Source organism: Persicitalea jodogahamensis (assembly GCF_014651615.1).
In the GTDB taxonomy this organism is placed as follows: domain Bacteria; phylum Bacteroidota; class Bacteroidia; order Cytophagales; family Spirosomataceae; genus Persicitalea; species Persicitalea jodogahamensis.
In genome coordinates, this window is record NZ_BMXF01000006.1 from 17978 (window position 1) to 44292 (window position 26315).

14 protein-coding genes are annotated in these 26315 nt (G+C 51.0%); 7 read left to right on the forward strand and 7 right to left on the reverse strand.

Annotated elements, in window-relative coordinates; genetic code table 11:
- Positions 1–24 precede the first annotated feature (24 nt).
- The 6 genes from IE117_RS22680 to IE117_RS22705 form a co-directional block, all read right to left on the reverse strand.
- Positions 25–2058, reverse strand: a complete 2034-nt coding sequence (locus tag IE117_RS22680; RefSeq protein WP_189567658.1) for an aceric acid hydrolase — start codon at positions 2056–2058, stop codon at positions 25–27.
- Between the two features lie 19 nt (positions 2059–2077).
- On the reverse strand, positions 2078–3193 hold the full coding sequence (gene pelA / locus IE117_RS22685) for a pectate lyase (protein ID WP_189567668.1): 1116 nt from the start codon (positions 3191–3193) through the stop codon (positions 2078–2080).
- A gap of 181 nt (positions 3194–3374) precedes the next feature.
- Positions 3375–4787, reverse strand: a complete 1413-nt coding sequence (locus IE117_RS22690; protein ID WP_189567676.1) for a RagB/SusD family nutrient uptake outer membrane protein — start codon at positions 4785–4787, stop codon at positions 3375–3377.
- A 91-nt stretch (positions 4788–4878) separates the two neighbouring features.
- Complete coding sequence (locus IE117_RS22695; RefSeq protein WP_189567678.1) at positions 4879–8025, reverse strand: SusC/RagA family TonB-linked outer membrane protein; 3147 nt, start codon at positions 8023–8025, stop codon at positions 4879–4881.
- Between the two features lie 373 nt (positions 8026–8398).
- The gene (locus IE117_RS22700; RefSeq protein ID WP_189567680.1) at positions 8399–9994 is read right to left on the reverse strand and encodes a DUF5060 domain-containing protein; all 1596 of its coding nucleotides are present in this window, start codon (positions 9992–9994) and stop codon (positions 8399–8401) included.
- Between the two features lie 55 nt (positions 9995–10049).
- Positions 10050–11534 (reverse strand): FGGY family carbohydrate kinase, encoded by a 1485-nt coding sequence (locus IE117_RS22705; protein ID WP_189567682.1) that lies wholly within the window; start codon positions 11532–11534, stop codon positions 10050–10052.
- Positions 11535–11931: 397 nt separating this feature from the next.
- On the opposite strand from IE117_RS22705, the gene IE117_RS22710 reads away from it, so the two are divergent.
- From IE117_RS22710 to IE117_RS22740, 7 genes are all read left to right on the forward strand, one after another.
- Entirely contained in the window at positions 11932–14979 is a 3048-nt protein-coding gene (locus tag IE117_RS22710) for a SusC/RagA family TonB-linked outer membrane protein (RefSeq protein ID WP_189567684.1), read from the forward strand.
- Positions 14980–14999: 20 nt separating this feature from the next.
- Positions 15000–16649 (forward strand): RagB/SusD family nutrient uptake outer membrane protein, encoded by a 1650-nt coding sequence (locus tag IE117_RS22715; RefSeq protein ID WP_189567686.1) that lies wholly within the window; start codon positions 15000–15002, stop codon positions 16647–16649.
- 90 nt (positions 16650–16739) lie between these two features.
- Positions 16740–18395 (forward strand): glycoside hydrolase family 28 protein, encoded by a 1656-nt coding sequence (locus tag IE117_RS22720; protein ID WP_189567688.1) that lies wholly within the window; start codon positions 16740–16742, stop codon positions 18393–18395.
- 159 nt (positions 18396–18554) lie between these two features.
- Positions 18555–21371: a carboxypeptidase-like regulatory domain-containing protein gene (locus IE117_RS22725; RefSeq protein ID WP_189567690.1), complete on the forward strand. Its 2817-nt coding sequence runs from the start codon at positions 18555–18557 to the stop codon at positions 21369–21371.
- A gap of 99 nt (positions 21372–21470) precedes the next feature.
- On the forward strand, positions 21471–22901 hold the full coding sequence (locus IE117_RS22730; RefSeq protein WP_189567692.1) for a DUF1593 domain-containing protein: 1431 nt from the start codon (positions 21471–21473) through the stop codon (positions 22899–22901).
- A gap of 14 nt (positions 22902–22915) precedes the next feature.
- The gene (locus IE117_RS22735; RefSeq protein ID WP_189567694.1) at positions 22916–24217 is read left to right on the forward strand and encodes a nucleoside hydrolase-like domain-containing protein; all 1302 of its coding nucleotides are present in this window, start codon (positions 22916–22918) and stop codon (positions 24215–24217) included.
- A 94-nt stretch (positions 24218–24311) separates the two neighbouring features.
- Positions 24312–24809 carry a heme-binding domain-containing protein gene (locus IE117_RS22740; RefSeq protein WP_189567696.1) on the forward strand — a complete coding sequence of 166 codons (498 nt, stop codon included), beginning with the start codon at positions 24312–24314 and terminating at the stop codon, positions 24807–24809.
- 120 nt (positions 24810–24929) lie between these two features.
- Here IE117_RS22740 and IE117_RS22745 read toward each other — a convergent pair whose 3' ends face one another.
- Positions 24930–26306, reverse strand: coding sequence for a M16 family metallopeptidase (locus IE117_RS22745; RefSeq protein WP_189567698.1), 1377 nt, complete (start codon positions 26304–26306; stop codon positions 24930–24932).
- Positions 26307–26315: the final 9 nt, after the last annotated feature.

Below are 26315 nucleotides of genomic sequence, written 5' to 3' on the forward strand. Positions count from 1 at the left end.
CCTACTTCAAAATAATGCTGCTAATTATCGAACTAAGGCAAGCCAAACCGACATATCGGTATGTCCACGGTTTCCCCAGGCATAGTAAGGTACCAACTGAATAGGTACCCTTTTATCCGATTTTCCCGTAATAGGGCGATACAGTTTGCTGGTCCAGTTGCCATTATTAACCAAAACCCCATCGCCCCGCAGTACTGTTATGGGACTATTTTCAATGCTGAACCGGGAGGGTTTTAAATTATTCTCAATAGCGATGGCTACGTCGAAAATGGTTCTGTCCTTGGGTAAATCGATGGATTCCAGGCAATAGACGACCGGGCCGCGTTTTACGGCTATCTGGTTACGGGTTTCTTCCACCAGGGGATTTGACTCAATAAGCTGCACAGGCATAGGAAGATCCAACTCAACCACATCACCCGCCTTGAAGGTCCTCATCAGCTGAGCGTAAGTACCTGGCGCTAATTCCATAGACTGTACTTTTCCATTGAGAGAAAGCCGGGCACCCGTACACCAGGAAGGAATCCTCAGGAAAAGCCCAAAGGGATCGGCCGGGACTTCGGTTAGCTGGATTCTTATTTTTCCATCCCAGGGGTAGTCGGTGGTCTGGAGTATTTTAAGATTGTCTTTTTTGAATTTTGTGTCCAGCGCATTGCCTCCGTACAAATTGACATACACCCCTTCATCAGACAAGCTATACGCATACTGGCTTACCTCGGCAATGGTACGCACGGCATTGGGCGGGCAGCAGTTGGATTTTGAAATGTAGCTCTGGCGATCCTTTGACCAGCGCTGCTGAAACGGTAGCGCGTCGGAGTAAGCTAATGGGTTGGTATACAAAAATTTATTCCCCTGCAAATTGATCCCGGACAACACGCTGTTGTAAAGAGCCAGCTCCACCACATCGGCGAATTTGGCATCGCCCGTGATCTGAAGCATCCGCCAGTTCCACAGCACATTGCCGATATTCGCGCATGTTTCATTGTGGGCCGTGAAGTTGGGTAGTTGGTAATCACGGCCGTAGGCCTGATGTGTTTTCTGTACCTCGTCGGTCTTGTACGAAGTACCATCCGGCGATACCCCGTCGTACAGCGAGCCGCAGCCGCCCGTCACGTACATTTTGTGCTGGGTGAGGTCGTCCCACATGGTATTAAGCTTAGCCAGTAAAGCTGCGTCGCCCGTTTCGGCGTAGACGTCAGCTACGCCGGCGTACAGGTAGTTGGCCCGTACGGCATGGCCCATTACCTTGGTTTGGTCCAGAAACGGAATGCGGTCCTGATTGTCGTCGGTACCTTCGGTGGCCCCTTTGATAGCTACCAGGTGCTTGACCAAATTGAGGTACCTGGCATCATTTGTAGAGCGGTACAACTCCGACAACCCCATGTAGTGCGAGGGACAAATGGCATTTCTGGATTGCTCAGGCGTAGCGGAGGCGTAGAATCCGATCAGGAAATCGGCGGCTTTTTTCGCCACGTTAAGCAGCGACGTTTTTCCGGTAGCCCGGTAATGCACGCAGGCCGCGGTCATGAGGTGCCCAAAATTATACGCTTCAAAACTCAGCCGATTGTCAAACAGCCGGGCTTCGCCGTTCTGTTTCTGGAGGATAATCTCTTTGGTATAAATATACCCATCGGCGCGCTGCGCTTTGGCAATCACGCCGATAGCGTGGTCCATCAGTTCATCAAGATGAGGATCCTTGGTAGCGGCGTACATGCTGGCCACAGCTTCAAAGGTTTTGTAGAAATCGCCATCATGGAAGGATGGTCCCTTGAATTTTCCGGTTTCGACCCCGGCGGCAATCTCAAAATTCCGGAACGAATGGCTGATTTCCGGGTCGGTGTATACTTTCCAGAGCGTAGGTACCATATTGTCGCGGCATACCTGAAAACGGTCCGCCCAAAAGCCCTGCGTCCATTTGACCGCATCCATGTCGGTGCCGTGCAGTTTGGCGTAGCCGCTTTGGGAGGTGTTCACGAGGGCTCGGTCCTGCGCTTTCGTTCCCAAAAATGCTGAAGACAGCATTAAGACAAGTACTATCGTTCGGCTTGTATTGCGGTTCATATTTTTGTGGTATTTGAATTTATTTCACGTTCACCCGGTTCTTCCACTCCGGGTAGTTTTTCAACAGGGCAGCCGGGGCGTTGGTGTACCAGCTGTATCCGTTGCGGCGTTCGGAGCCGATGTCGGCCAGGGCGTTCCGCTTGATCCCGTCGCGGTCGCAGAAGTAGGGCTTGCTGGTTTCCAGATCGTAGAAGCGCCCCCAAAGCGGTGGTGCATTTTTGTCAGCCACGACTACGACATTATTTTTTCCATCCTGATCGAGTTCTCTTTCTAACTTGATTCCCTCCACCTTATTCGCTTCAAACCATTTTACAGCCCCATTTATTGAGGCTATGATTTCTTTTGAAGGATTCTCTAGGCTCATCAACAGCCTGGTGATGCCCACCGATTCGGCACCGCTGAACGATTCGAGTTCGTATGCCCGGGCTTTGGCCGGAGCCAGCGTTTGTTCATCGTGCTGGGCGCACCATACCGTCGGTTGCCCATCGACCATAATTTGGGTATTCAGGATGCAGGCAATCCCCTTGTCAAAAGCCTGTTGGGCCTTTGATTTCACATCATCAGGTAGTTGCAGGGAAGAGAATTCTTTACGATCAGGAAACACGTCACGCAGGAATTCCATGGTATTAACCATCGCGTTGTCGTTGTAGGTGATGTGGCCCGAATACGCTACGCTTCCACTGCGAACCGGATAGAACTGTGGCCACCCTCCGTTTTCATACTGCGACAGGAAGATGTAATTCAGCCCTTTTTCAAAAGCTTCCCTGTACCTGGTGTCCTTGGTCCGGGAATACATATTGGCCAGGAACTTCAATTCCGTGATGGTAGCTCCATTGTCGAAAGTCGCCCCGATTTCGGACTTTCCCTTCATGTACCCCGCCTTCTCTGTCTCCGACATCGGATGATGGTACGGCTTGTTCTTTTCCCAACCCCCGATACTCTTTTGGCTTACTAGCACATTTTCTGCCACCCGTTTCGCTTCATCGGAGCCATACCAGGCGGCAGGCATACCGGTGGCTACCTGATTCCAGCTCTTGCTCAGGTAGTCAGCGGATTTTTCCTGCTTCGTGTCCTGAGCTGAGACAAACGAAAATGCCAGGGCAAGAAGTAAGAAACCAGAACAAATGATTCTCATAGAAGTCAACACTTGAAGCTGAGTAATGTACTAATAAACAAAGAGATTCGAAGGGAATAAAGTACCCGAACCGACTTAAAACAGGCTACCGGCTGTCAATATCTGGTTATCAGGTCAAGCTATTGAAATGACAACAATAAACCGACAGCCGGTAGCGAGGTATTGGGTTGTTAGCTTTTAATCAATACCCCTTATTCTGGGTAATTATGGCATTTTGATCCCGGACAAAAGTGGGGATAGGCAACAACAGTTTCTCCTCCGTCACACTTTTACCTTTTTCCTTCAAAACGGGTATGGCGCGATTGGTGCGTTTCAGGTCAAACCAGCGGTGAAACTCGAAAGCCAACTCCATGCGTCGCTCGTGTTCCAGCGCCAGAGCTACCGTGTTGTACTTTTGCGGATAGCCGCTCTCTCCGTAAGCGGGCAAGCCGACCCTGGCCCGCACCTCATTCATATATTTTGCATCGCCCGTAGCTTCGGTGAGCAACAACAACAGGTCAGCATAGCGGAAAACAATAAAATTGTTGTTGGCGGCAATGTTCTGACCCACCACGGGGGCTGTTTTGTCCGCCCATTTTTTAGGAAATCGGGCGGCGTTGAAAGTACCTTTCGCATCGACGAAACCCGTGTCGATAGAAGCCTGTTTACGGCTATCCTTTGCTTCGAACTCGTTCCATACATTATCGACGACCTGATTCATGCCTGAACCGTAAAAGCCCAGGACATTGGTACTTGGGAAAAATTCACGGTAATAGGTGCTGAAAGGAGAGGTAGGAGAACCTCCCAGGTACTGAATTTCAAAAATGGACTCCTTTGTGTTTTTGGTTTTTGGGTCCCAGAGCGATGCAAAACTGGGTAGCAAGCTGTACTGCTTACTATTGTACACTTCAAGGAATTCTTTACCCGCGTTGGTTTTGTCGCCCATCACGAGGTACTGCTTTCCCAGTAAGGTCTGGACGGCTCCCTTTGTGGCTCTGCCGACCACGGTGGCCGTGACGGGAAGCGCACTTTTTGCTTCTGTCAGATCCTTCATGATTTGCGCATTTATTTCGGCTACCGGCGTGCGGGGTAGCGCCTGTGCTTCGGCGGCGGTCAGGGTACGGGTCACCAGGGGTACTTCGCCCCAAATCTGCACCATGTTGTAGTAGTACAAAGACCGCAAAAAGAGCATTTCTCCTCTCAGTTTGGTTTTGTAGGCAGCATCCAAGTCGGCTCCTTCGAGTTTGTCGAGCACGAGGTTGACATTGTACAACGACTTGTAGAAGTTTTGCCAAAACTGGTACACCATGGTATTGGCTGGCGTGATGGTGTAATCACGAAACTGCCATTTGTCGGCCTGATTGCCAGGAATGGCGTTGATCGTGACGTTATCGCCCATGAGTTCACCAACGTACGAAATAGGCCCCTGCGCATCGTATACCGTATACAAGGTAGTATAGGCAGCGGTCGCGGCTAAATCGAAATCAGCCTTGGTTTTGTAAAAATTTCCGGCGTTCGGATTTGAAATTGGCGCCAGATCCAGGAACGACTCCTTGCAGCCCCACGTCAGAAACAGGGAGCTTACTACTACGAGGTATTGAATGATCTTTTTCATTGTTTTTATCAGGTATGTTTTGCCAGAGACGATTTATCCCCGGTACTTATAAAAAGTGTACGGGATGAATGTCAAGGGTTTGATTCATAAGTTAGAAACTGGCCTTGATGCCAAACGTGATCACACGGGGAAGTGGGTAGGAACCATAATCGACTCCCTGAAAAGCGCCCGGTACCGGAGCATTGCCGCTGGTATAGTTGCTTGCCGTTTCCATGCTCGAGCTATATGAGGTAGTTCCATAGGTCGTATTTTCAGGATCGTACCCAATGTACTTACTGAAAAGGTAGACGTTTTCGGCGTTCATATACACCCGCACATCCTTGATATTCAACCTGCTGATCAACTGATTGGGCAGGCTATAGGATACCCGGATGTTTTTCAGCCGGACGAAAGAAGCATCTTCTACCCAATACGAGGAGAATTGTTTTTGCAGGCCTAAGTAGTTGACCGAGGGCTTGAAATGCCTGCCATCACCCGGCTCGCTTTCCGACCGCCAGTAACCGTACATGTCTTCAAAGAAATTCCGGCCATTGTCCCAGGTACCCAGAAACCGGATGTTGTTGTTCACAATTTCGCCCCCAAAAGATCCCTGAAACAAAAATGAGAGTTCAAACCCCTTATAGCCGAACGTATTGGTAATGCCGCCAATGAAATCAGGCTGGTAATTGCCCAGAATGGTCCGATCGGCATCCGAGATTTTACCATCGCCGTTTACGTCCCGCACCTTGGGGTCGCCCGGTGTGGTGCTTGCGTGGTGCGGGTAGGCATCAATTTCAGCCTGATTCTTGAACACCCCGTCAAAAATATAACCGAAGAAGTTCGATACTGGCTGACCTACCTCGGTTCTGACAGTTGTCACGTTATCGACGTATTGGATGGGCGCATTGTTCGGTCCAAGCTGAAGTACCTTGTTTTTATTGTGCGCGATATTGAAATCGGTAGTCCAGGTGAGGGCGCGATTGATATTTTTGGTAGAGATGGCAAACTCAACTCCCCGGTTTCGCATTTTTCCAATGTTAGAAAGCTGGGTCGAAAATCCGGTGATATCGGGGATGGGTACAAACAATAGCATATCGCGGGTCAGTGAGTTATAAAGTTCAACTGACGCAGTGATCCTGTTTTTGAACAAACCTATATCTACCCCGATATTGGACTGATCGGTTTTTTCCCATTTCAGCCCCGAGTTGGCCAGCCCGCTCACGACCAGTCCATTGGCCAAAGTACCTCCATTCACATAAGGCGCTGATCCCAGAAGGCTGACTGCCCCGTAGTTAGGAATCTGGTTGTTTCCCGTTACTCCGTAGCTCACCCGCAGCTTCAAATTATTGACCGCTTTGATATTTCCCATGAAGGCTTCTTCCGAAATCAACCAGCCCGCCGAAACTGATGGGAAGTATCCCCATTTGTTATCGGCGCCAAAACGCGACATACCGTCCCGGCGAATGGCCCCTGAGAGGAAATACCTGTTGTTGTAATTGTACTGTACCCGAGCCAGATATGAAATAAGCGCCCATTCGCTTGCTGTGGTGTTGCCGGCCGAAACCGTGCCCGCGTTGAGCGTCTGCACCAGGTCGTTCGGGAAGTTGTTGGCCGCCACGTACATGGTTTCGTCGCGTTGCTTCTGGACCGTGTAGCCCAAAAGCCCGGTTACGGAATGATCGCCCAAATGCTTGTCGTAGGTCAGGGTGTTTTCGCTCAGCCAGTTCAGCATGTAATTGTTCCCGGCATTGCCCTGGGCAGGAAGTACGGCAGAGTACCCGTATTTCTGTTTATCCTTCCAGTAAAAATCCGCCCGGGCATTGTACAGGTTCCCGCTCAGGCTGGTTCTGAACCGCAGGTCGTCGACGATCTTGTATTCCAGAAATCCGGTGGCGATGGTATTGAACGACTTTCTGCTTTTTTCCGCCTCACGTGTCAACGAGTACGGATGCCACAAATTCATGTCGGGATAGGCCGTGTACTTGAACCAGGTAGAATTCGGGTCACGGAAACCCAGGTTGCCGTTTTCATTATAGACCGGGAAAATCGGGCTGCTTTGCAAGCCCAGACTGATTACATCGCTTTTTCCGCTTGTTCCTTCGGTACGGTCAAAAATGGAAGTTATTCCCAGATTCAAACCCACGGTCAGGTGTTTGTTGACTTCTGTCCGGACATTGGAGCGCATCGTGAGCCGCTTGTAGTAGTTGTTGTCCAGCACGGCGGTCTGATCCAGGTATGCACCCGAAAACATGTATTGTGTTTTTTCGGTACCACCCGAAACACTCACCTGAGCATTGAAGGAAGGTGCTTTGCGAAACATGACCTCCTGCCAGTCGGTGCCTTTGCCAAACTGTCCGGGATTGGTAGTAAAGTCTTCCGGGATGCGTAGGGTTGCCGGCCGCAGGTTGTTAGGGTCGCTGGCTTTGCCCCCCTGCGCCATCCATGCGTTGTTTTTGGCATCCACATAGGTTTCGATAAACTGCTGGGCATCCATCATTTTTACCCGGCGAACTACTTCCTGCGTGCCGTATTCTATGTTAGCACTTACGTTGGCCTTACCGGGTTTTCCCATTTTTGTCGTAACCAGTATAACCCCGCTCGAGCCGCGGGAACCGTAAATAGCGGCCGAGGAAGCATCTTTCAGTACTTCAATAGACTCGATGTCCTGAGGGTTGATCAGGTTGAGGTTGAAGTTTTCCAGAGGTACTCCATCCACTACGATCAGCGGATTGGTACCGGCGGTGATAGAGCTGACACCCCGGATTTTGATAACCGGCGATGCGCCCGGAGCGCCCTGCGATTGACTGATGTTGACCCCCGGCATTGTTCCGGCCAGTGACTGGGTCACGTTGCTGAAAGAGCGATCTTTGAATTTGTCGTAGTTCACCGATATTACCGAGCCCGTAACCGCCCGCTTGCTCTGGGTGCCATATCCCACCACCACCACTTCGTCCAGAACCTGGTTATCGGGTGAAAGCTGAACGGATAATTGGGACTGACTCCCGACTACCCGCTCGACTGTTTTGTACCCCACAAAACTAAAAACAAGCGTTGCCTGCTGATCAGGTACTTCAATCTGAAATGCCCCGTCGGCATTCGTCGTCGTGCCCCGTTGCGTGCCTTTGATAATGACACTCACACCGGGTAATGATCCTTCTGAACCACTGCTGGTTACGGTTCCGCTTACAGAAACGGACTGAGCTCGTATTCCTTGCGCAACGAGAAAGACAAGGAAGAGACTGCTTAAAACTTTTTTCATTCGCTTGAGATTGATTTTAGAGCCGTAGACTTTATTTCTAATTGTTTCTTTTTTATTCCTTTTTTTGCGAAAAGTATAACAATAACTATTTATAACAAAATTTTTTTATGAAAAAAGAATATTTTATCTTCATTTATAGCCCTCAGGGGCATAAATAGAAGTTATTCGAAATTTTTTATATATCAAAAACAGCCCAGCCAGGAAGTGTAATCATACTTGGCTTTGGTTTACAGAGAAGAGTCAGCTCTCCCGCGCAACAAAAAAAGCTGCCGTTTCAAACAGAAGCGACAGCCTTGAATCACAGATGGATACAAATGGAGTTGAACAGAAATCGGCTTCTGGTCTCCAATACGTCATAAACGATTCCGCGGGTTCATATTTCTGTCAGCCGGATGGCTAGGTACGGCTTCATAGGCAAACGAATTGACTTTCGGTTTTTATCGAAAATGCGGTACCCGTCCGCTCTTTGAGTTTCGAACACTTCTGGGAGCACCGTGATGGTCATATCCCAGGTATCGATGAGTTCAATCCTGAATTTCTTTCCCGGGGCCGGGCCTGCCTTATTGGGTAAACTCAATTCCCACTCGGGCTTCATATCCTTGCCCAGATAAATAAGGTAGTAGCTGGAATTGGCCGTAGCCGTACAATTGTCTTTCCATGGGTCGGCGAGTTCGAGGGGACCGGGAGCATTCTCCATTATTTTTCTCAGAAACCCGATACGAGCCGGGCTTTTACCCACGAGCCTTCCCCCCTTTGCCCAAAATATAGTATCTCCGGGGTTTTTGTAAGTTTCGCCGTGGGTTACATAGGTTCCGGCAATAGTACCCTGCCAAAAAGCTTCGGTCATTTCTTCGCCGCTCAAATGCCCCCATCGTTGTGGCAAATCCCCTTCGTAGCAGACCTCGTCGTATAGCATGGGCTTAAAGAACACATCTTTAAGCAGTACGGCCTTGCCAAATCCATCCACAGCAGAGCCGTTCTGAATACTCACATGACTGAATTCAGGCTTCCAATTGTCGTAGTATACGCTTCCATTATGAATCGAATTCAGGTGATGATAGGGATCGGCCGCTACTACCGCTTTACTATATACGTCCCAAACTTCGCGGGGCTTGGTTTTGATGTAGTCAAATTCATTGGCCATCGACCACCAAACATTCCGAAAAGAAGAAAGCCGGGCAGTGAGGTAGTGGATATAGTTCAAATCGTTTTCTTTTCCCAGGCTATCAAAACCCCAGCGACCCTTGTCATATGGATGAAAAATGATCACATCGGCCTCAATACCCAACTTGTTCAAATCGTCAATTCTCTTTTCGAGATGTTCAAAAAAAGCCGGGTTAAATCTGGAAAAATCCCACGTGAACTTTACCCTGCCCGTGGGCGTGGCCGTCGAATCCTTCTTTTCAAATGGGTAGTAACGTGGCTCGTTCTCGACGTTTGCGTAGTACTTCGGAAACACGCACATCCTGATTTTATTGAAAGGGGCACTTTTCAACGTAGTCAGCGTAAGTTCTTCCAGTCCTTCGGGCTGGTGAGTCCAGGCGTATGCCGTAGTACCAAACGGATAGTACCTCGTCCCGTCGGCGTACTTAAAGTGGTAGGTATCCGCCACCTGAACGGGCCCGTGGTTGTCGGCTGAAGGTACAATGCATTCAAATTTCCCGGTTTTTCCGTTCAAGCTTTTGGTATTGCTGACCGTTCTATACTGCCACTCGCCCAACGACCCGGGCATAAAACGAACTTTATAAACGCCCTGTCCATCATAAAACCCGGCTACTTTCACCTTTTCAGCGCCTTTGGAGAACTCCGCTGCCAGAAGCACATCGTTGAACGGATTGCCGCTCTCTGGTCCTTTCAGCGTTAATTCAAATCGCCCCCATTTCTCGACCTGGGGCTGGGCATAAGCGCGTTGAGCTATTTGACCAAGTGAAAGAAATAGTAGTGCGAAATAAAGGGTTTTTAACCACATGTCCTTTCCGGTGAATTGAGTGAAGTTTTGATAATGAAAAGTACTCCATCATGGCCTACCCAATGGCTTCGAGCCAGCCCTGATGTTGCGTTTTTGCCCTCGCCCCGCTCTCGTTTGGTACCGTTACCTGAGTCGTGCCTTTATGAAGGGTAGTTAGGTAATCGATGCTTGGATGCACGCCCGACTGCAGTCCGGACAAATAAGCGGCTCCCAGGGCCGACACTTCCGCCAGCCCCAGATTGACGACTTGCTTATCCAGCAGATTGGCCAGCAGTTGCATCACAAACTCGTTGGAAGTCAGGCCTCCGTCCACATTTAATCCTTCCAGGCTAATTCCCGTATCCGCTTCCATCGCCATGATTACATCCGTGATTTGATAGGGAATGGACTCCAGCGCCGCCCGCACGATGTGGTTTTTATTGGTACTGAAGGTCATGCCGGTAATAGATGCCTTGCGGTTCATGTCCCAATGCGGCGCGCCGAGCCCGCTGAACGCCGGAATGAAATAGACCCCGCCGCTATCCTCCACTGCGTTGGCCATCGCTTCGGTTTCGCGGCTTTCGGCAAACAGGCTCAGGTTGTTCTTTAACCACTCGATGGTGGCCCCACAGGTGACGATGACTCCTTCCAGAGCATATTCCACGTGGTTGTCCCTGCTCCATCCAATGGTCGTTACCATGCCCCGCTCGGAAAAGCGGGGTGCGGTACCTATATTCATCAATATGGAGGAGCCCGTCCCCATGGTCGCTTTGGCAATTCCGGGTGAGAAGCAACCTTCTCCGAAAGCCGCGGCGTGCGAATCGCCGATCATGGCGGTGATAGGCAGCTGATTTTCAAAAAGTTCGCCAAAATCAGTTGTGCCAAATTCTGACGAAGATGCCTGTATTTCAGGCAACTGAAGCCCGGTTAAGCCATAGTCGGAAAGCAATTCCTGGTCCCAGGACAACGTATGCAGATTGAAGAATAAAGTACGCGACGCATTGGTATGGTCGGTAAGGTACTGCCTGCCTTTGGTCAACTTATATAAAAGCCAGGTATCGACGGTGCCGAAAAATGCTTCGCCAGCCATGATCGCCTTTTTTACGGTCGGATCATTTTCGAAAAGCCAGATTGTCTTGGAGCCCGAAAAGTAAGGGTCGATCAGCAGGCCGGTCCGTTCTTTGATTTTCTGATCCAGACCCTTTTCCCGCAGGCGATCGCAAACTTCTGTAGAACGTTTACATTGCCACACTACGGCATTATGCAAAGGCTCACCCGCTTTGTCCCAGAGCACGAAGGTTTCTCGCTGGTTGGATATGCCACACGACTTGATGTCGTTCAGGTCCCCTCCCTGGGACCGAAACTCATCAAGACACTTCTCTACGGACTTCAGAACATTTTCGTAGATGTCATTCGGATTCTGTTCCACAAACCCATTTTCAAGATAATGGGTAGACAAGGGCTCAGTGCCTCTCGCCACCACTTCTCCTTTTTCATTAAACACGACCGTCTTTGTGCTGCTGGTACCCTGATCTACCGCAAGAACTAATGATTTTTTCATTCTGAGGACTTCGTATGGCCTTCTGTTTAGTAAGTAATGGTACTGTAATAGCAAAGGAAAGAAAAAAATAATAAAAAAAAGAAATAAAATGAAATAAAATAGTTCTACCTTTGGCACTATTTCCTTAATCATTATAAATTCTGCACGTATGGATTAAAATAGAAGAAAACTGAAGCCCTCGCCCTTTTTTGACTACCTGGGAGGAAACCGGGCAAGTCAGTGAGCAATTTACCCCAGTCTGAACTACTGGGAAACTTATGTTGACTCATTTCGTCGATGATTCGGGTCCAGCAAAGTAGCAATGATATGTACTAAGGTAAATGCCGTCTGAGCGCACATACATGAGATAAGAGGAGCCACAGATGGGTAAAAATCTCAATTCTTAAACAAGCAAACAATGCAAAAAAAACTACTGATCGCTGGTGCACTTGTTCTGTGGGGGCTCGGCGTGAACTCCTCCAACCGGCTTTACGCCCAGCAATTTGCCAGCCTGGAGAAACCTTCAAGCGTTAGCGATACTCAGCCCGGGAAATCGCGTAGTACCGTGGCTCCAAAAGCACAAAAGGTGAGCGGAACCGTGAAAGACGAAAAGGGGGAGGACCTTCCGGGCGTCAGCATCCTGATACAGGGAAGCCAGCAGGGTACTTCTACGGATGCTTCGGGAAATTATCAAATCACGGTACCCAATGAGAAATCTACCCTGGTGTTCTCTTTTGTCGGATACGAAAAGCAGGAGATTGTGGTGGGCAACCGGAAAACCATTAACGTCAATATGCGACCTGATGCCAGTTCACTGGATGAGGTGGTCGTTATCGGCTATGGTGCAGTCCGCAAGAAAGACCTGACCGGCTCCGTAGTTCAGCTGAAAGGAGAAGAGCTGAAGGAAGTCCCCAGCGCCAACGTGCTTGAAGCGGCTCAGGGCAAAATTGCCGGGGCCGACATCACCCGCAGCAGTGGGCAGGCTGGTGCCAGAGTGAACATCTCGATTCGCGGCAACCGCTCCATCGGTGGAAACAACTCCCCGCTCATTATCGTGGACGGTATTCAATACAGCAATCTTGAGGACATCAACTCCAATGATATCGAAACCATGGATATCCTGAAAGATGCCTCCTCAACCGCCATCTACGGTTCGCGTGGAGCAAACGGGGTTATTCTGATTACGACCAAAAAGGGCCGTTCGGGTAAGCCGGACATCTCCTTCAATGCCTATACGGGGATTTCAAAGGTGACGATGTACCCTAAGGCAATGGACATCAATGGTTTTCGTGATTTTAAGCGGGAGGCCTGGCGGGCAGCCGGCATCTGGAACAGTCCGGCAGACGACCCCAAAATCTTTGCCAACGTAGCCGAGTACCAGGCTTTACAAAACGGCCAGTGGATCGACTATCAGGACGAACTCATTCACGACGGGGTGCAGCAGGACTACCAGTTGGGGCTGCGGGCCGGAAACGACCGCCTGAAATCCTACGTCTCGGTTGACTACTTCAATGAGAAGGGAATCCTGAAGCAGGATGAGCTAAAACGCTACACCGGCCGCATCAATGTTGACTACTCCCTCAATGACTGGATGAATATCGGGCTCAACACCCAGCTCACCTACTACGACCAGAGTGTGCGTCGCGATCCGCTGAACCAGGCCAATAAAATTACACCTTTGGGTACCCTCTACGACGTCAACGGTAATTTTAACTATATCATGATTGATGGTACTTCAGCGAACCCGCTGTCGGACGAGCAACCCAATGCTTACAAGAATTCGGTGCTGACGACCCGGATTCTGACCAACGGGTACGTGGAATTGACTCCCTTCAAAGGATTTACGGCGCGGAGTACCGTAGGTGTGAACCTTGCCTCCTCCCGTAACGGAATATACGCATCTCCCAAATCCATTGACCGTACCCTGACCGGCAAATCACTGTCATCGTACGGGGCCAACAATGGTCGGAGCATCAACTGGGAAAACGTCTTGACCTATCAGGGGAAATTTGGTCAGCATAGTCTATCGCTGACCGGGATCGTAAGTTACCTGAGCAACTCTTCCGACAACGTCTCCGCTACCGGGGTGAATCAGCTTCTGCCTTCCCAGCTTTTCTACTCGCTGGGTAGCAACTCCGAAGAGATCAAAATCAACTCAGGGTATTCGAAAAGTAACCTGTTGTCCTTCGCAGGCCGGTTGAACTACTCCTTCCGCGACCGCTACCTGCTGACCCTGACGGCCAGAGAAGATGGTTCTTCTAAATTGGCTGAGGGTAACCAATGGACCTTCTTCCCATCGGCTGCCTTTGCCTGGCGGATCATTGAGGAGGACTTTATGCCCGAAACGAATGTGCTCACCGACCTGAAAGTGAGAGCCAGTTACGGGGTGGCTGGTAACGATCCATCCGGTCCTTATGCCACGCAGACTACCCTTACCCGCATTGCTTTTGGCTATGACGACGTCGCAGCTCCGGCTTACACGTTCTCACGTAATGTGGGTAATGCCGCACTGGGCTGGGAGCTTTCAAAGACTCAAAACTTCGGCCTTGATTTTGGACTTTTTAAGGGCCGTTTTAACGGTACAGTCGATTATTACGATACCCGTACCTCCAATTTGTTGCTCGACCGGGGACTGCCTCCAACTACCGGTGTAACAACTGTTAAGCAGAACATAGGCAAAACCCGGAACCGTGGGGTGGAAGTAACCCTGGGTACCACCAACGTACGGACCAACAACTTTAACTGGACCAGCAGCCTGACCTTCACTAAAAACAAGGAGGAAATTACGGAACTGGTAACGGGTGGCGACGACATCGGAAATGGCTGGTTCATCGGGCAACCGATCAGTGTGTTCTACGATTACGAAAAACTGGGGGTGTGGCAAACCGGCGAAGTTGACGCAGCTGCCGCCATTCTGCCGAGCCAGAAGCCTGGCGAAATCAAGGTTCGGGATCAAAACGGAGACGGAAAAATCGATGCCGTCAATGACCGGATTATCCTGGGCAACCCTCGCCCCAAGTGGAGCGGAGGGTTTGACAACAATTTCAAAATCAGAGGCTTCGACATCAATGTGTTCCTCTACGCCCGCGTTGGCCAGATGATCGACGCTGACCGCTATGCCAGATTTGACCAGCAGGGAATTGGCAACAGCACAGCCGGACTGGACTACTGGACGCCCGAGAACCCGACCAATGCCTACCCGCGCCCCAACAAAAACGGAGGCCTGAAGTACCTCTCTACGCTGGGGTATCAAAACGGTACTTTCGCCCGTATCAGGAATATTTCGCTGGCGTATAACGTACCATCCAAGCTGCTGGGCACCAAGGTGATCCGTGGGCTTCGGATCTACGCCACGGGCAAAAACCTGTTCACCTTCACCAAGCTGAACTATGACCCGGAGCGGGGTGGATCGGAGAACTTCCCTATGACCAAGCTGTATGTATTCGGTATCAACCTGAGTCTTTAATTTCTAACTTCTAATACGACATGAAACTAAATTTCATCCAAAAAACGGGGTTGGTAGCCGTACTGCTGCTCTCCCTGGGATCATGTAATGATGTTCTGGAAGAATACAACCCCAGCGGTCTGACGGCCGAATCTGTCTATTCTTCTCCCGAAGGATTCGAGACGCTGGTCAATGCAGCCTATTCCTACCAACGCTGGTGGTACGGTAAAGAGGAAGGCTATAACATTTCTGAAACCGGCACCGACATCTGGACGAGTGCCGCCGGGGATGTCTGGCGGGATCTGACCCAGTATCTCAATCTGCAGGGCAACAATGCCGCCCTGACCAATGAATGGCGGGAGCTGTATGCAGCCGTCAACTTATGCAACGGAGGCATCAACCGCATTGGCGAGGCGGGGCTTTCGGCGGCCTTGCGGCCTGTCCGCGAGGGTGAACTCCGCTTCCTGCGCGCCTTCTACTACTGGCACATCGCAGAAACCTGGGGTGGCGTACACTTTACGACCCAGGAAACCAATGGTATAGTCTCTACGGCCAACAAAACACCTGTCGAAACGATTTATGCTCAGATTTTCGAGGACCTGAAATTCGCCACGGCCAATTTGCCCGCTACCCAGCCGCAGTACGGCAAAGTAACCAAGGGGGCCGCCCAGGCCTTTCTGGCCCGTATGTACCTGACCCGGGGCATGAACAAAGAGGCACTCGAAATGGCCGAGGCAGTGTTGAAAGGCAACTATGGCTACAAGCTGGAAGCCAACTACGCCGATCTTTGGAAGATGAGTAATCTGAAAACTAAAGAAGCAATCTACGTAGTCGATTATTCTACAAACCTCGCCCTCAACGACCTGGCAAACTCTACCTTCAATCCCTACGGCCACTCGCGGGGCAGCAACAGCGGTCACCTGCTCTTTCTGATGAAGTATGATGACCGGCCCGGCATGGCCCGCGACCTGGTGAACGGTCGGCCCTTCAACCGGTACATGCCTACCCGCTTTTTGCTGGATTTGTACAGCGACGAGGACGCCCGTTACGAAGGGTCGTTTCAGCAGGCCTGGTACGCCAACGCAGCTACCCGTCCGGTGGGGATGAGCCTGGGTGACACGGCGGTATACTCTACCCGCAAGGAGATTCCCGATGCTTTTGAAGCCACCCGCAAATACCTGACGGTTGACCGCAGCAAAATTTATAATGCCAACGGCACGGTGAAGGACAATCTGCGCTACCCTACGCTTTCGAAGTTCATGGACCCAACCCGCGCCAACTTCAACGAGGCGCAAAGCGCCCGCGACGTGTTTGTGATCCGCCTGGCCGAGGTGTACATGATCGCTGCCGAAGCTCAAATGAAGCTGGGCAACCTTCCGGCGGCCGCTGAATATATCAACGTAGTACGCACCCGGGCTGCTAAATCCGGTAAGGCGGCTTCTATGCAGATCACACCCGCACAGGTAACCCTCGACTTCATTCTGGACGAGCGGGCCCGTGAGTTTGCCGGCGAGCAAATGCGCTGGTTCGACCTGAAACGTACGGGCAAACTGCTCGAGCGTATCCGCGCCTATGCTCCTGACAATGCCGTCAATTTGCAGGAATATCACGTAGTGCGTCCCATTCCGCAAACGCAGCTGGATGCGGTGACCAACAAGGCAGAATTCAAGCAAAATCCTGGTTACCAATAGGTGTCAGGTTGTCTTTTCTGCTTATTTTTCAATCAAAAAATTCAACAACCTTCCCCCGATGAGTTTTTGGGGGAAGGTTAAAATCTTTCTATGATAAATCGATCTCTTGCTTGTAGCCTTCTAGTAGTATGCCTGTCGTTCGTTTTCGTCCAGGCGCAGACTACTTCGCCCTATAGCTGGGCCAACCTCCCGAAGGTGACCGAACCTACCTTTCGGAAGGACACCATAAACATACTGGCGCATGGTGCCAAACCCGACGGAGCCACCCTGAATACAAAGGCAATTAATGCAGCCCTTGTTGCATGTAATAAGAAGGGAGGGGGCGTGGTACTTGTTCCGTCTGGCCTGTGGCTCACCGGCCCCATCGAGTTGCAAAGCAATGTCAACCTGCACCTGCAGCGGGGCGCTACGCTACTGTTCACCCCCGACAAGAGCCAGTACGCGCTCGTAGAAGGATTCTATGAGGGCAAGCGCGCCGCCCGCAATCAATCCCCGATTTCGGGAAAGAACCTGGTCAACATAGCCATCACCGGACAAGGCATCGTGGATGGTAACGGCGACGTATGGCGGGCTGTGCACAAAAGGCAACTGACCGAAGACGAGTGGAAGAAAAAGGTAGCCTCGGGAGGCGTACTAAAAGCCGATGGCAAAACCTGGTACCCCAGTGAGCAGTTCAAATCAGCCAGCGAAGAGAACAAGAGCATGCTGATTGGAGAAGGCCAGAAACCGGGGGATTTTGCCGGAATGAAAGATTTCCTGCGCCCCAACCTGGTCGTACTCAACGGCTGCAAAAAAGTACTGCTGGAAGGTATCATTTTCCAGAACTCTGGCGCCTGGTGTCTCCATCCGCTAATGTGCGAAGATCTGACCTTCCGGAACATCACGACCAAAAATCCCGACTACGCCCACAATGGCGACGGGATGGACATCGAATCCTGCAAGAATTTCCTGATCGAAGGCTGTACCCTGGATGTGGGTGACGATGCCATCTGTATCAAATCCGGTAAGGACGAAGAAGGCCGTCGGCGGGGAATACCCACGGAGAACGGCATCATTCGTAACAACACGGTCTATGCCGGCCATGGAGGTTTCGTGATTGGCAGCGAAATGAGCGGAGGAGCCCGCAACCTCTTCGTCGAGAACTGTACCTTCATGGGTACTGACAAAGGGCTGCGTTTCAAATCGGTTCGTGGCCGTGGTGGGGTAGTAGAGCACATTTATGCCCGGAACATTTTCATGAAAGACATCGTCGATGAAGCCATTTTCTTCGATATGTACTACTTCGTGAAGTTTGCCACCGATGGTGAGCGCGATATGCGCCAGGTAGTGAACGAAGGAACGCCCATTTTCCGCAACATGAAATTTGAGAACATCGTCTGCAATGGAGCAAAAATAGGGGTGTTTGTCCGGGGGCTTCCCGAAATGCCCATTTCCAACATCACCATGGAAAACATGGTTTTGCAGACCGACAAGGGCATTGAGCTGATTGAAGCCAGCGGTATTAAGATCATCAATGCCGATTTCAAAACCAAAGAAACCCGTCCTGTTGTCCTTGTGGATAACAGCAGTCAATTGCTTTTCGACCGCCTGCAGTACAACGCAAACACCGATTTGCTGTTTGAGATAAACGGTACCCGCAGTCAGGATATCAAAGTGATCAACACCGACCTGAAAAAAGCACGGTTGAAAGCGGAATACGGTCAGGGTGCGCCGGAAAAAGATTTGAAATTATTTACTGCCAACTAGTTGACTACTGGATGGGTGATGCCGTGTGTGAACTACACGCAAAGCATCGCCCATTCATTGTTCCATACCATCTGGTTTCTGCTTCGGTGGAATCAACCCCTCAGAGTGTCATTCCTATCCAAGGAATTCACCTATCGTTACCGCTCAAACTCATAAAATTTGACTTCTCACCTTGAATACAAGAATGCGCATCCAAAGTATTTAAGCCCGTTTTTTAAGAAAAATATCAGGCTTTGCTTACTGCTGCAGATTGTCCTTTGTTCAGTAGTCCACCAATCCTTCGCCCAGCACTTTTCGATCAGAGGTAGTGTGCAGAATGCGGCGGATCGGTCGGTCATGCCGGGGGCTATCGTTACGATTCAGCTGCCCACTGACAAGCAACCCAAAGATGGTGTTTCTGCCGATGCCAATGGTGAGTTCGCCTTTAACGAAATAGCTGCGGGCTCTTATTTGATCAAAGTCAATTATTTGGGGTTCAAACCTATTTCCAAAACTGTAGACATCGAAAACTCTTCAGTCGATTTGGGAACACTGGCTTTGGTGGAAGAAGCGAATAACCTGCAGGAGGTGAAGGTAATCGGGCAGGTGGCTACTGCCATCCAGAAAGGCGACACGACCGAGTTCAATGCCGCCGCCTTCAAGACTGCCGCCGACGCCAGCGCCCAGGACCTTATTCAGAAACTCCCCGGATTGACGGTAGAGGACGGCAAAGTCCAGGCTCAGGGCGAGGACGTGCAGCAAATTCTGATCGATGGCAAGCCCTTCTTCGGCACCGATGTGGCCAAGGCACTGCAGAGCCTGCCCGCGGAGGTGATTGCCAACATTCAAATATTCAATAAAAAGAGCGACCAGGCGGAAATGACCGGTTTCTCCGACGGCGACGAGTTGAAGACCATTAACATCGTGACCCGCGCCGACCGACGCAAGGGGCAGTTCGGCAAGACTTCGGTCGGCTACGGCACCGACGACCGCTACCTGGCGGGGACAAGCATCAACATCTTTGATAACGACCGCCGCTTTACGGTCACTGGCCTCAGCAACAATATCAACACCACCAGCTTCAGCACCGACGAAAGCAACTCGCGGGGCGGTCGGCCGCGCAGCGGCATCATCAAGACCAGTTCGATCGGCGTGAACTACTCCGACATGTGGTCGCCCAAGATCGAGGCCAGCGGCAGCTACACCTACACCAACCAACAGAATTTCGGCATCGAGTCAAAATTCCAGCAGTTTATCAGCGAGGCGGATTCGGGCCGGACCTACACCGAAAACAGCCGAAGTACCGATAAGGAAGGCACGCACCAGGCTGACATGCGCATCGACTACAAAATCAACAAGCAAAACCGGCTTCTGATTCGCCCCCGCATGACCGTGCGGCGTGGGGAGGATTTCAACTACTTCCTGGGCCGCACCGAGAACGAGAACAGCCCGCTCAACCAAACCGAGAACACCTCCAATGCCATCAGTACCGGCGTGAATTTTCGCAACACGCTATATTACAGCCACCAATTTGACAAAAAGGGCCGAAGTGTGACCTTCCGGCTCAGCACGGGTTTCAGCAACAGCGACAACCAAAGGTACCGCCTGGCCGACAACCAGTACTTCCGCGAGCCCGGCCGCGACCGGATACTCAACCAGTTCACCGATTTTGGCGGGAAGGGTTTTTCGTGGGAAGGTGAGATATCCTACACCGAGCCCATTGGTAAAAACGGAAGCGTGGAACTGGAACACGAGCGCGGCCACCGCTACGATGACTCCGACCGGCGGCTTTACGATTACAGCGAGTTTACGGGCGACTACTCCGACCTGAATGTCGGGCTGAGCAATAGCTTTAAAAGTGACTACCTCACGGATAAAACGCAATTGAGTTACCAGTATCGGACCGACAAAGTGCGCTTTCAGGTGGAAGGGGAGTACCAAAATGCTATGCTGCACAATGACCAGGTTTTTCCGCGGGAGTTTGAGTTGAACCGCACTTTTTCCAATGTGCTGCCAGCGGTTCGGTTCGAGTACAAGTTTACCAAGTCCACCAACATCGAACTGGACTACCGCACCCGGACCGATGCGCCTTCGATCAGCCAACTGCAGAACGTCTACGACATTTCCAACCCGCTCTATGTACGCACGGGTAATCCGGGGCTGGTGCAGTCGGTGCAGAACCGCTTCCGGGGCCGTTACCGGACGCACAATCCCGACAACGATCATACTTTTTACGCCAGTTTGGAGGGGGCTCTCATCCCCAACTACATAGCCAGCAGCACGCTGACCGCCCGCAGCCCCATTGCCCTGACGGCCACCGACACGCTGCAGACGGGTTCCCAGCTCTCGCGGCCCGTCAACCTCGACGGCTACCGGACCATCCAGTCGTTCATCAACTTCGGGCGCCCCGTTGATTTCCTCAAATCCAAGTTCAGCACCTACGCCTACATCACCCACACCCGCACGCCGAGCATGATCGACTCGCTGACTAACTTCACCGCCAACACCGGTTTTCGGCTGGGTGTGTCGCTGAGTAGTAACATCAGCGAAAACGTGGACTTCTACGTCTCCACGCGCTCAGGCTACAACACGGTGCACCGGTCTTTGCGCAAGACGTCTGAGAACTATTTCAACCAGAGCAGCCGGGCTCAACTCACCTGGGTGATCTGGAAGGGGCTGGTGTACCGGACTGACCTCAACCACCGCATCAACACGGGTTTGTCGGCGGGTTTCAACACCAATTACATGATCTGGAACATGAGCATCGGCAAGAAGCTGTTTTCCAACCAGCGGGGCGAGATCAGCCTGAGTGTGTTCGACCTGTTGAAACAGAACATCAGCATCCGCCGCAATGTGACGGATATTCTGGTGGAGGATGTGCAGTCCAACGTTCTGCAGCGGTACTTCATGCTTACCTTCACCTACAACCTGCGGCATTTCAGTGGAGGAGCTTCCAGTGAACAGGATTTTGAGCGGCAGGAAGGGCGCAAGAAGTGACTTTTTGTCTATCAGAGGTCTCGTGCTCAGGAAAGTATCTCAGTAGTGTAACAACGCTTTTGGTTTAGATTGCTAACGTATAACATGAATTCAAAAAACATGAAAGTTAATATTTGTCTGATTCTTCTCGTAACGACGCTCTTCGGCCACACTGTGTCCGCCCAGCCCAATCAGAAAAGCAGAGTAGTCATTCTAAGCGATATTGAAGCCGAGCCCGACGATTTAGAGTCTTTCGTCCGCCTTCTCCTGTATTCTAACGTGATCGATCTGAAAGGTTTGGTAGCGACTACTTCTGTATGGAAAAAAACGAGCGTGGCGCCCGAATCAATCAAAAAAATAGTGCGGGCTTATGGCAAAGTACAGCCTAACCTGATAAAGCACGAACCTGGATTTCCAAAAGTCGAGACGTTGCTCGGTCTGGTAAAGCAGGGACTACCAAAATACGGAATGCTGGGTGTGGGCGATGGTCAAGACTCCGAAGGCTCTGAATGGATTATCAAAGTACTGGAAGAAAAAGACGAGCGTCCCTTGTGGGTATCCGTCTGGGGAGGGGTGAATACGCTGGCGCAGGCACTGGACAAAATCAAAAAGACCAGGACCGAGGCAGAAGCAAAAAAGTTGATTGCAAAACTCCGGGTCTATACCATTTCGGATCAGGATGATAGTGGCATCTGGATCAGGAATAACTTTCCTGACCTTTTTTACATCGTCAATCCGGGTGATAATTACGGGACGGCGACGTGGAGCGCCATCAATACGTTTGTGAAAGGCATTAATAATGAAAAAATCAGCAATAGCTGGATCGCCCAGAACATTCAGCAAGGGCACGGTGCCCTCGGTGCCGTGTACCCCGATGTCGCCTGGGGAATGGAAGGCGACACCCCTTCGTACTTAGGTTTGATACCCAATGGCCTGAATGCTCCCGAACATCCTGAGTGGGGCGGCTGGGGTGGCCGTTACGAACTGTACAAACCGGATTTCTCGAAGGAGAAAAAAGGAAACTCCGGGGTACCCTTTGAAACCGAAACCCGGCCCATCTGGGCGAGTGCCACAGATAGCTACACCCCTTACCTGCCCAGCGAGTACGGACGGGCAGTCAAGAAAGACACGGCCACTTTCACCAGTAACAAGGCAAGTTTGTGGCGCTGGCGCGATGACTTCCAGAATGACTTCGCCGCCCGCATGGATTGGTGCGTCAAGCCCTACGCCGAAGCCAATCACCCGCCGGTTCCGGTTCTGGATCATGCCGAAGAATTCACCGTGAAATCAGGACAGGGCTTTGCGCTGGATGCCGACAGTTCTACGGATCCCGATGGGGACAACCTTAGTTTTCTCTGGTTTTACTACCCTGAGGCAAGTACCTACAAGAAACCGATAAATATGGGCGCAGAGAACGTGCACGGGGTTTACGTGACCGCTCCTCAGGTTGACAAACAGGAAACACTACACTTTATCCTGAAGCTTACGGATAAGGGAACACCTGCCTTGTCGAGATACAAAAGAGTCATTGTGAAAGTGTTGCCAAAATAAAATCAATAGAAAAAATGCAGTCAATAATCTTAAAAAGTTCAGTAAAGTATTGGTTTATAGGTGCGGTAGTTATTCTGGCATTGGTTCAAACCAACATTTCCGCTCTGGCCCAAACCAAACCGCGCATCATCATCAGCACCGATATTGGTGGGACCGACCCCGACGATTTCCAGTCCATGATCCATTTGCTGATGTACGCCGACCGGTTTCAGATCGAAGGTTTGGTCTCTTCTCCTTATGGCGATGGGAGGACGAAAGACATCCTGAATATGATTGACCTGTACGAGAAAGACCTCAGCAAGCTTAAAAAACATTCATCCGGATTTCCCGCCCCTGATGCCCTCAGGGCCGTTTGCAAACAAGGTGCCATTAAAGAAGCTGCTTATAAGGGATTTAGTGCCGCCACCGAAGGCTCCGACTGGATTATTCGTTGTGCCAGAAAAAAGAGCGATCAGCCCCTGTGGGTGTTGGTGTGGGGTGGGTTTGAGGATCTGGCTCAGGCCTTACATGATGCCCCCGAAATCAAAGACAGAATCAGGGTATATATGATTGGCGGACCGAATAAGAAGTGGGGCGTAAATGCCTATTCTTACATCGCCGAACACCATCCTGACCTGTGGATGATTGAAGCCAATGCCACGTACCGGGGATGGTTCATGGATCCGGAATCACCAAAAAATATCACGAGCAAGGCTTTCTACGGAAACTATATCCAGGGTCGGGGAGCCATGGGAAAAGACTTTATAAACTACTATAAAGGCGATATAAAAATGGGCGATACGCCCTCCCTTGCCTACCTGATGAAGGGAAATCCGGATACCCCCACTGGTGAAAGCTGGGGCGGTAGTTTCACCCCCATTGACCGGAGTTCCAGAGCGATTTTTGAGCGAAACACCACGACCGCCGACACGGTAGCCACGTACAGTGTGGTGGAATGGCGGTTCAAAGGTCCAAAACTTGCTATTCCTACGGATTCAGCCTGTTTTACTTTAGACATAAGCGGGCAATTGTGGCCGGGCTACTATTTGGGAGAGGGTCGATACGGAGTTCGGTATTCTCCCAAGCAGGTGGAAGTCGGCTCGTATACGACCCATAGTTCAATTTCGGAATTGGATGGACAAAAAGGAAAGTACGTAAGTGTGGCACCCTGGCCGGGAAAACGGGGCCCCAACGACTACGTCCTTGGCCGCAACTGGTACGGCGACCGGACAGAGCCGGAGTTATTCCTTGGTACGCAACAGGGCGCGAAAACTGTATCGAAGCATCGGGAGGAGTTTCTGATGGACTGGGCCAAACGCTGGGAGTGGTTGAAATAGGGAATAAGGGGTAGTTTTTCAGGCCATTGAGGTAAAATCAGTAGATTTCGCAAGTGGCAGCGTCTTTATACCATCACCCAAAATATCTCATAGTATGGCATTAAAGATTTTCCTCGGCCTGATCGTCGTGTTCTTACTGGTGCAGTTCATTCGTCCCGAAAGAAACGAATCGGACGACCGCACCAATGACATTTCGACGAAATACGAGATTCCGAAGGACGTAGACCACGTGCTTCAGGTAGCTTGCAATGACTGCCATTCCAACAAAACCGTTTATCCCTGGTACGCCAATGTGCAGCCCGCCGCCTGGTGGCTCAGCGAACATGTAAACGACGGGAAGCGACACCTGAACTTTTCTGAATTTACGCGGCTGCCTGTTGCCGTGCAAAACCATAAGTTTGAGGAGATCGTGGAAATGGTGGAAGAGAAAGAAATGCCCATGAAAGAATACACTTATCTGGGCCTTCATTCCGAGGCTGACATTACCGACGATCAGCGGCAGCTTATTATCGATTGGGCCAGAAATCAAATGGATTTCCTGAAGGCGACCTATCCGGCGGATAGCCTTGTCCTGAAAAGGCGGAAGTCCTGAAAACCGCTTGCAGTGACAGGAGCACGGTTAGCCTCGGAAAGGTAGACCACGTCGGTGAAATAGGCTACATTGATACAGCCTGAAAACCAAAACAAGCATGTAGTTGTGTTTCTACGCTGCTCAGAAACCCTCGTCCTTGATCTCCTTCTCCGTAATCGTCCCGTACTTTTTTACCGAGTCGCGGATCTCATCGGCTTTGCCGACCAACACGAACTGTAGCTTGTCTTTCGGAAAGTACTTCGCGATGATGTCTTTGGCTTTGGCCACGGTCAGGCCGTCTACTTTGGTTTGGAAAGTATTGATGTAGTTCTCGTCAAAGCCGTAAGTGAACATATCCGTCAGCAAGCCCGCCAACGCGCCCGCCGACTCGTAGTTGGGCGGAAAATCGCCCTTCACGTAAGCCTTGGCCGAAGCCAGTATTTCGTCGTTCAGTCCCGTGCGGTGCAGACTGTCGAGGACCTGCAAAGCCATGTCGATGGCGGGAACGGTCGTGGAGTTTTTGGTAAAAGTACTGATGTAGAAAGTACCGCCCATCTTGTAGCGGCTGAACCGGCTACCCGCGCCGTAGGTCAGGCCCGAGTTGACGCGCAGGGCGTCGTTGAGCCAGGACGTGAATCGTCCACCCAAAATCGTGTTGACCACCATAATCGGCACATAATCAGGGTTGATATAGTCCACCCCTTTGCCGCCAATGAGAAAAGTAGTTTCGCGGGCGTCGCCTTTGTTGACGAGCAGCACGCGGCTTTTGTCAAAAGCCAGATCAGGTACCACCCGCTTGATCATTCTGCCTTCCGCGGTTTTCCAGCCGTTCAGCAGCGCCGTGATCCGTTTTTTCATGTCGGCGGTCTTGAAATCACCCACGATCGCAATGGCGGCATGGTCGGTGGTATAGTAGGTTTTATAAAAACTTCGTACATCCTCGGCCGTGATTTTATCGATCGTGGACGTAGTACCATCCGTCGGGCTGGCATAAGGATGCTGGTCAAACACCATTTTATTGAAGTAGTTGCCAATCACCGCACGCGGACTTTCCTTTTGCTGGGTGAGCTGCAGCAGCGAACGCTGCTTGTACTTGTCAAATTCCGTGGCATCGAAAGTGGGGTTCACCAACACGTCTTGCAGAACGTCGAACATCTTGTCGGCATCCTTCGTCGCAAATGACATACTGACCCGTGCGCTTTCCTTGCCTGCGCCGCTGTTCAGGTTTGCCCCCACGTAGTCGGTCGCTTCTTCTATTTGTTCTTTGGTGTATTTTTTCGTGCCAAAAAGCAGGGCATCGGCGGTCATGCTCGCCAGGCCGTAGCGGTCGCCATCCTGAATTGATCCCGCGTCGAATACCGCCGACACATAAATCAGCGGTACTTCGTGCTGCTCCATCAGATAGACCGTCATCCCGTTTTTGAGCTTAAATTTCTCGTAGGCGGGTACTTTGAAGTTGTTTTGGGCCTCAGCGGCGAAGACACTGAAGATCAGTAACAGGCTTGCTATTTTTTTCATTTGTCTGGT

Coding starts and splice junctions, on each gene's coding strand:
- IE117_RS22715 (WP_189567686.1), top strand. CDS start 15,000: ATGAAACTAAATTTCATCCAAAAAACGGGGTTGGTAGCCGTACTGCTG.
- pelA (WP_189567668.1), bottom strand. CDS start 3,193: ATGAGAATCATTTGTTCTGGTTTCTTACTTCTTGCCCTGGCATTTTCG.
- IE117_RS22730 (WP_189567692.1), top strand. CDS start 21,471: ATGAAAGTTAATATTTGTCTGATTCTTCTCGTAACGACGCTCTTCGGC.
- IE117_RS22705 (WP_189567682.1), bottom strand. CDS start 11,534: ATGAAAAAATCATTAGTTCTTGCGGTAGATCAGGGTACCAGCAGCACA.
- IE117_RS22720 (WP_189567688.1), top strand. CDS start 16,740: ATGATAAATCGATCTCTTGCTTGTAGCCTTCTAGTAGTATGCCTGTCG.
- IE117_RS22740 (WP_189567696.1), top strand. CDS start 24,312: ATGGCATTAAAGATTTTCCTCGGCCTGATCGTCGTGTTCTTACTGGTG.
- IE117_RS22680 (WP_189567658.1), bottom strand. CDS start 2,058: ATGAACCGCAATACAAGCCGAACGATAGTACTTGTCTTAATGCTGTCT.
- IE117_RS22710 (WP_189567684.1), top strand. CDS start 11,932: ATGCAAAAAAAACTACTGATCGCTGGTGCACTTGTTCTGTGGGGGCTC.
- IE117_RS22735 (WP_189567694.1), top strand. CDS start 22,916: ATGCAGTCAATAATCTTAAAAAGTTCAGTAAAGTATTGGTTTATAGGT.
- IE117_RS22690 (WP_189567676.1), bottom strand. CDS start 4,787: ATGAAAAAGATCATTCAATACCTCGTAGTAGTAAGCTCCCTGTTTCTG.
- IE117_RS22700 (WP_189567680.1), bottom strand. CDS start 9,994: ATGTGGTTAAAAACCCTTTATTTCGCACTACTATTTCTTTCACTTGGT.
- IE117_RS22695 (WP_189567678.1), bottom strand. CDS start 8,025: ATGAAAAAAGTTTTAAGCAGTCTCTTCCTTGTCTTTCTCGTTGCGCAA.
- IE117_RS22745 (WP_189567698.1), bottom strand. CDS start 26,306: ATGAAAAAAATAGCAAGCCTGTTACTGATCTTCAGTGTCTTCGCCGCT.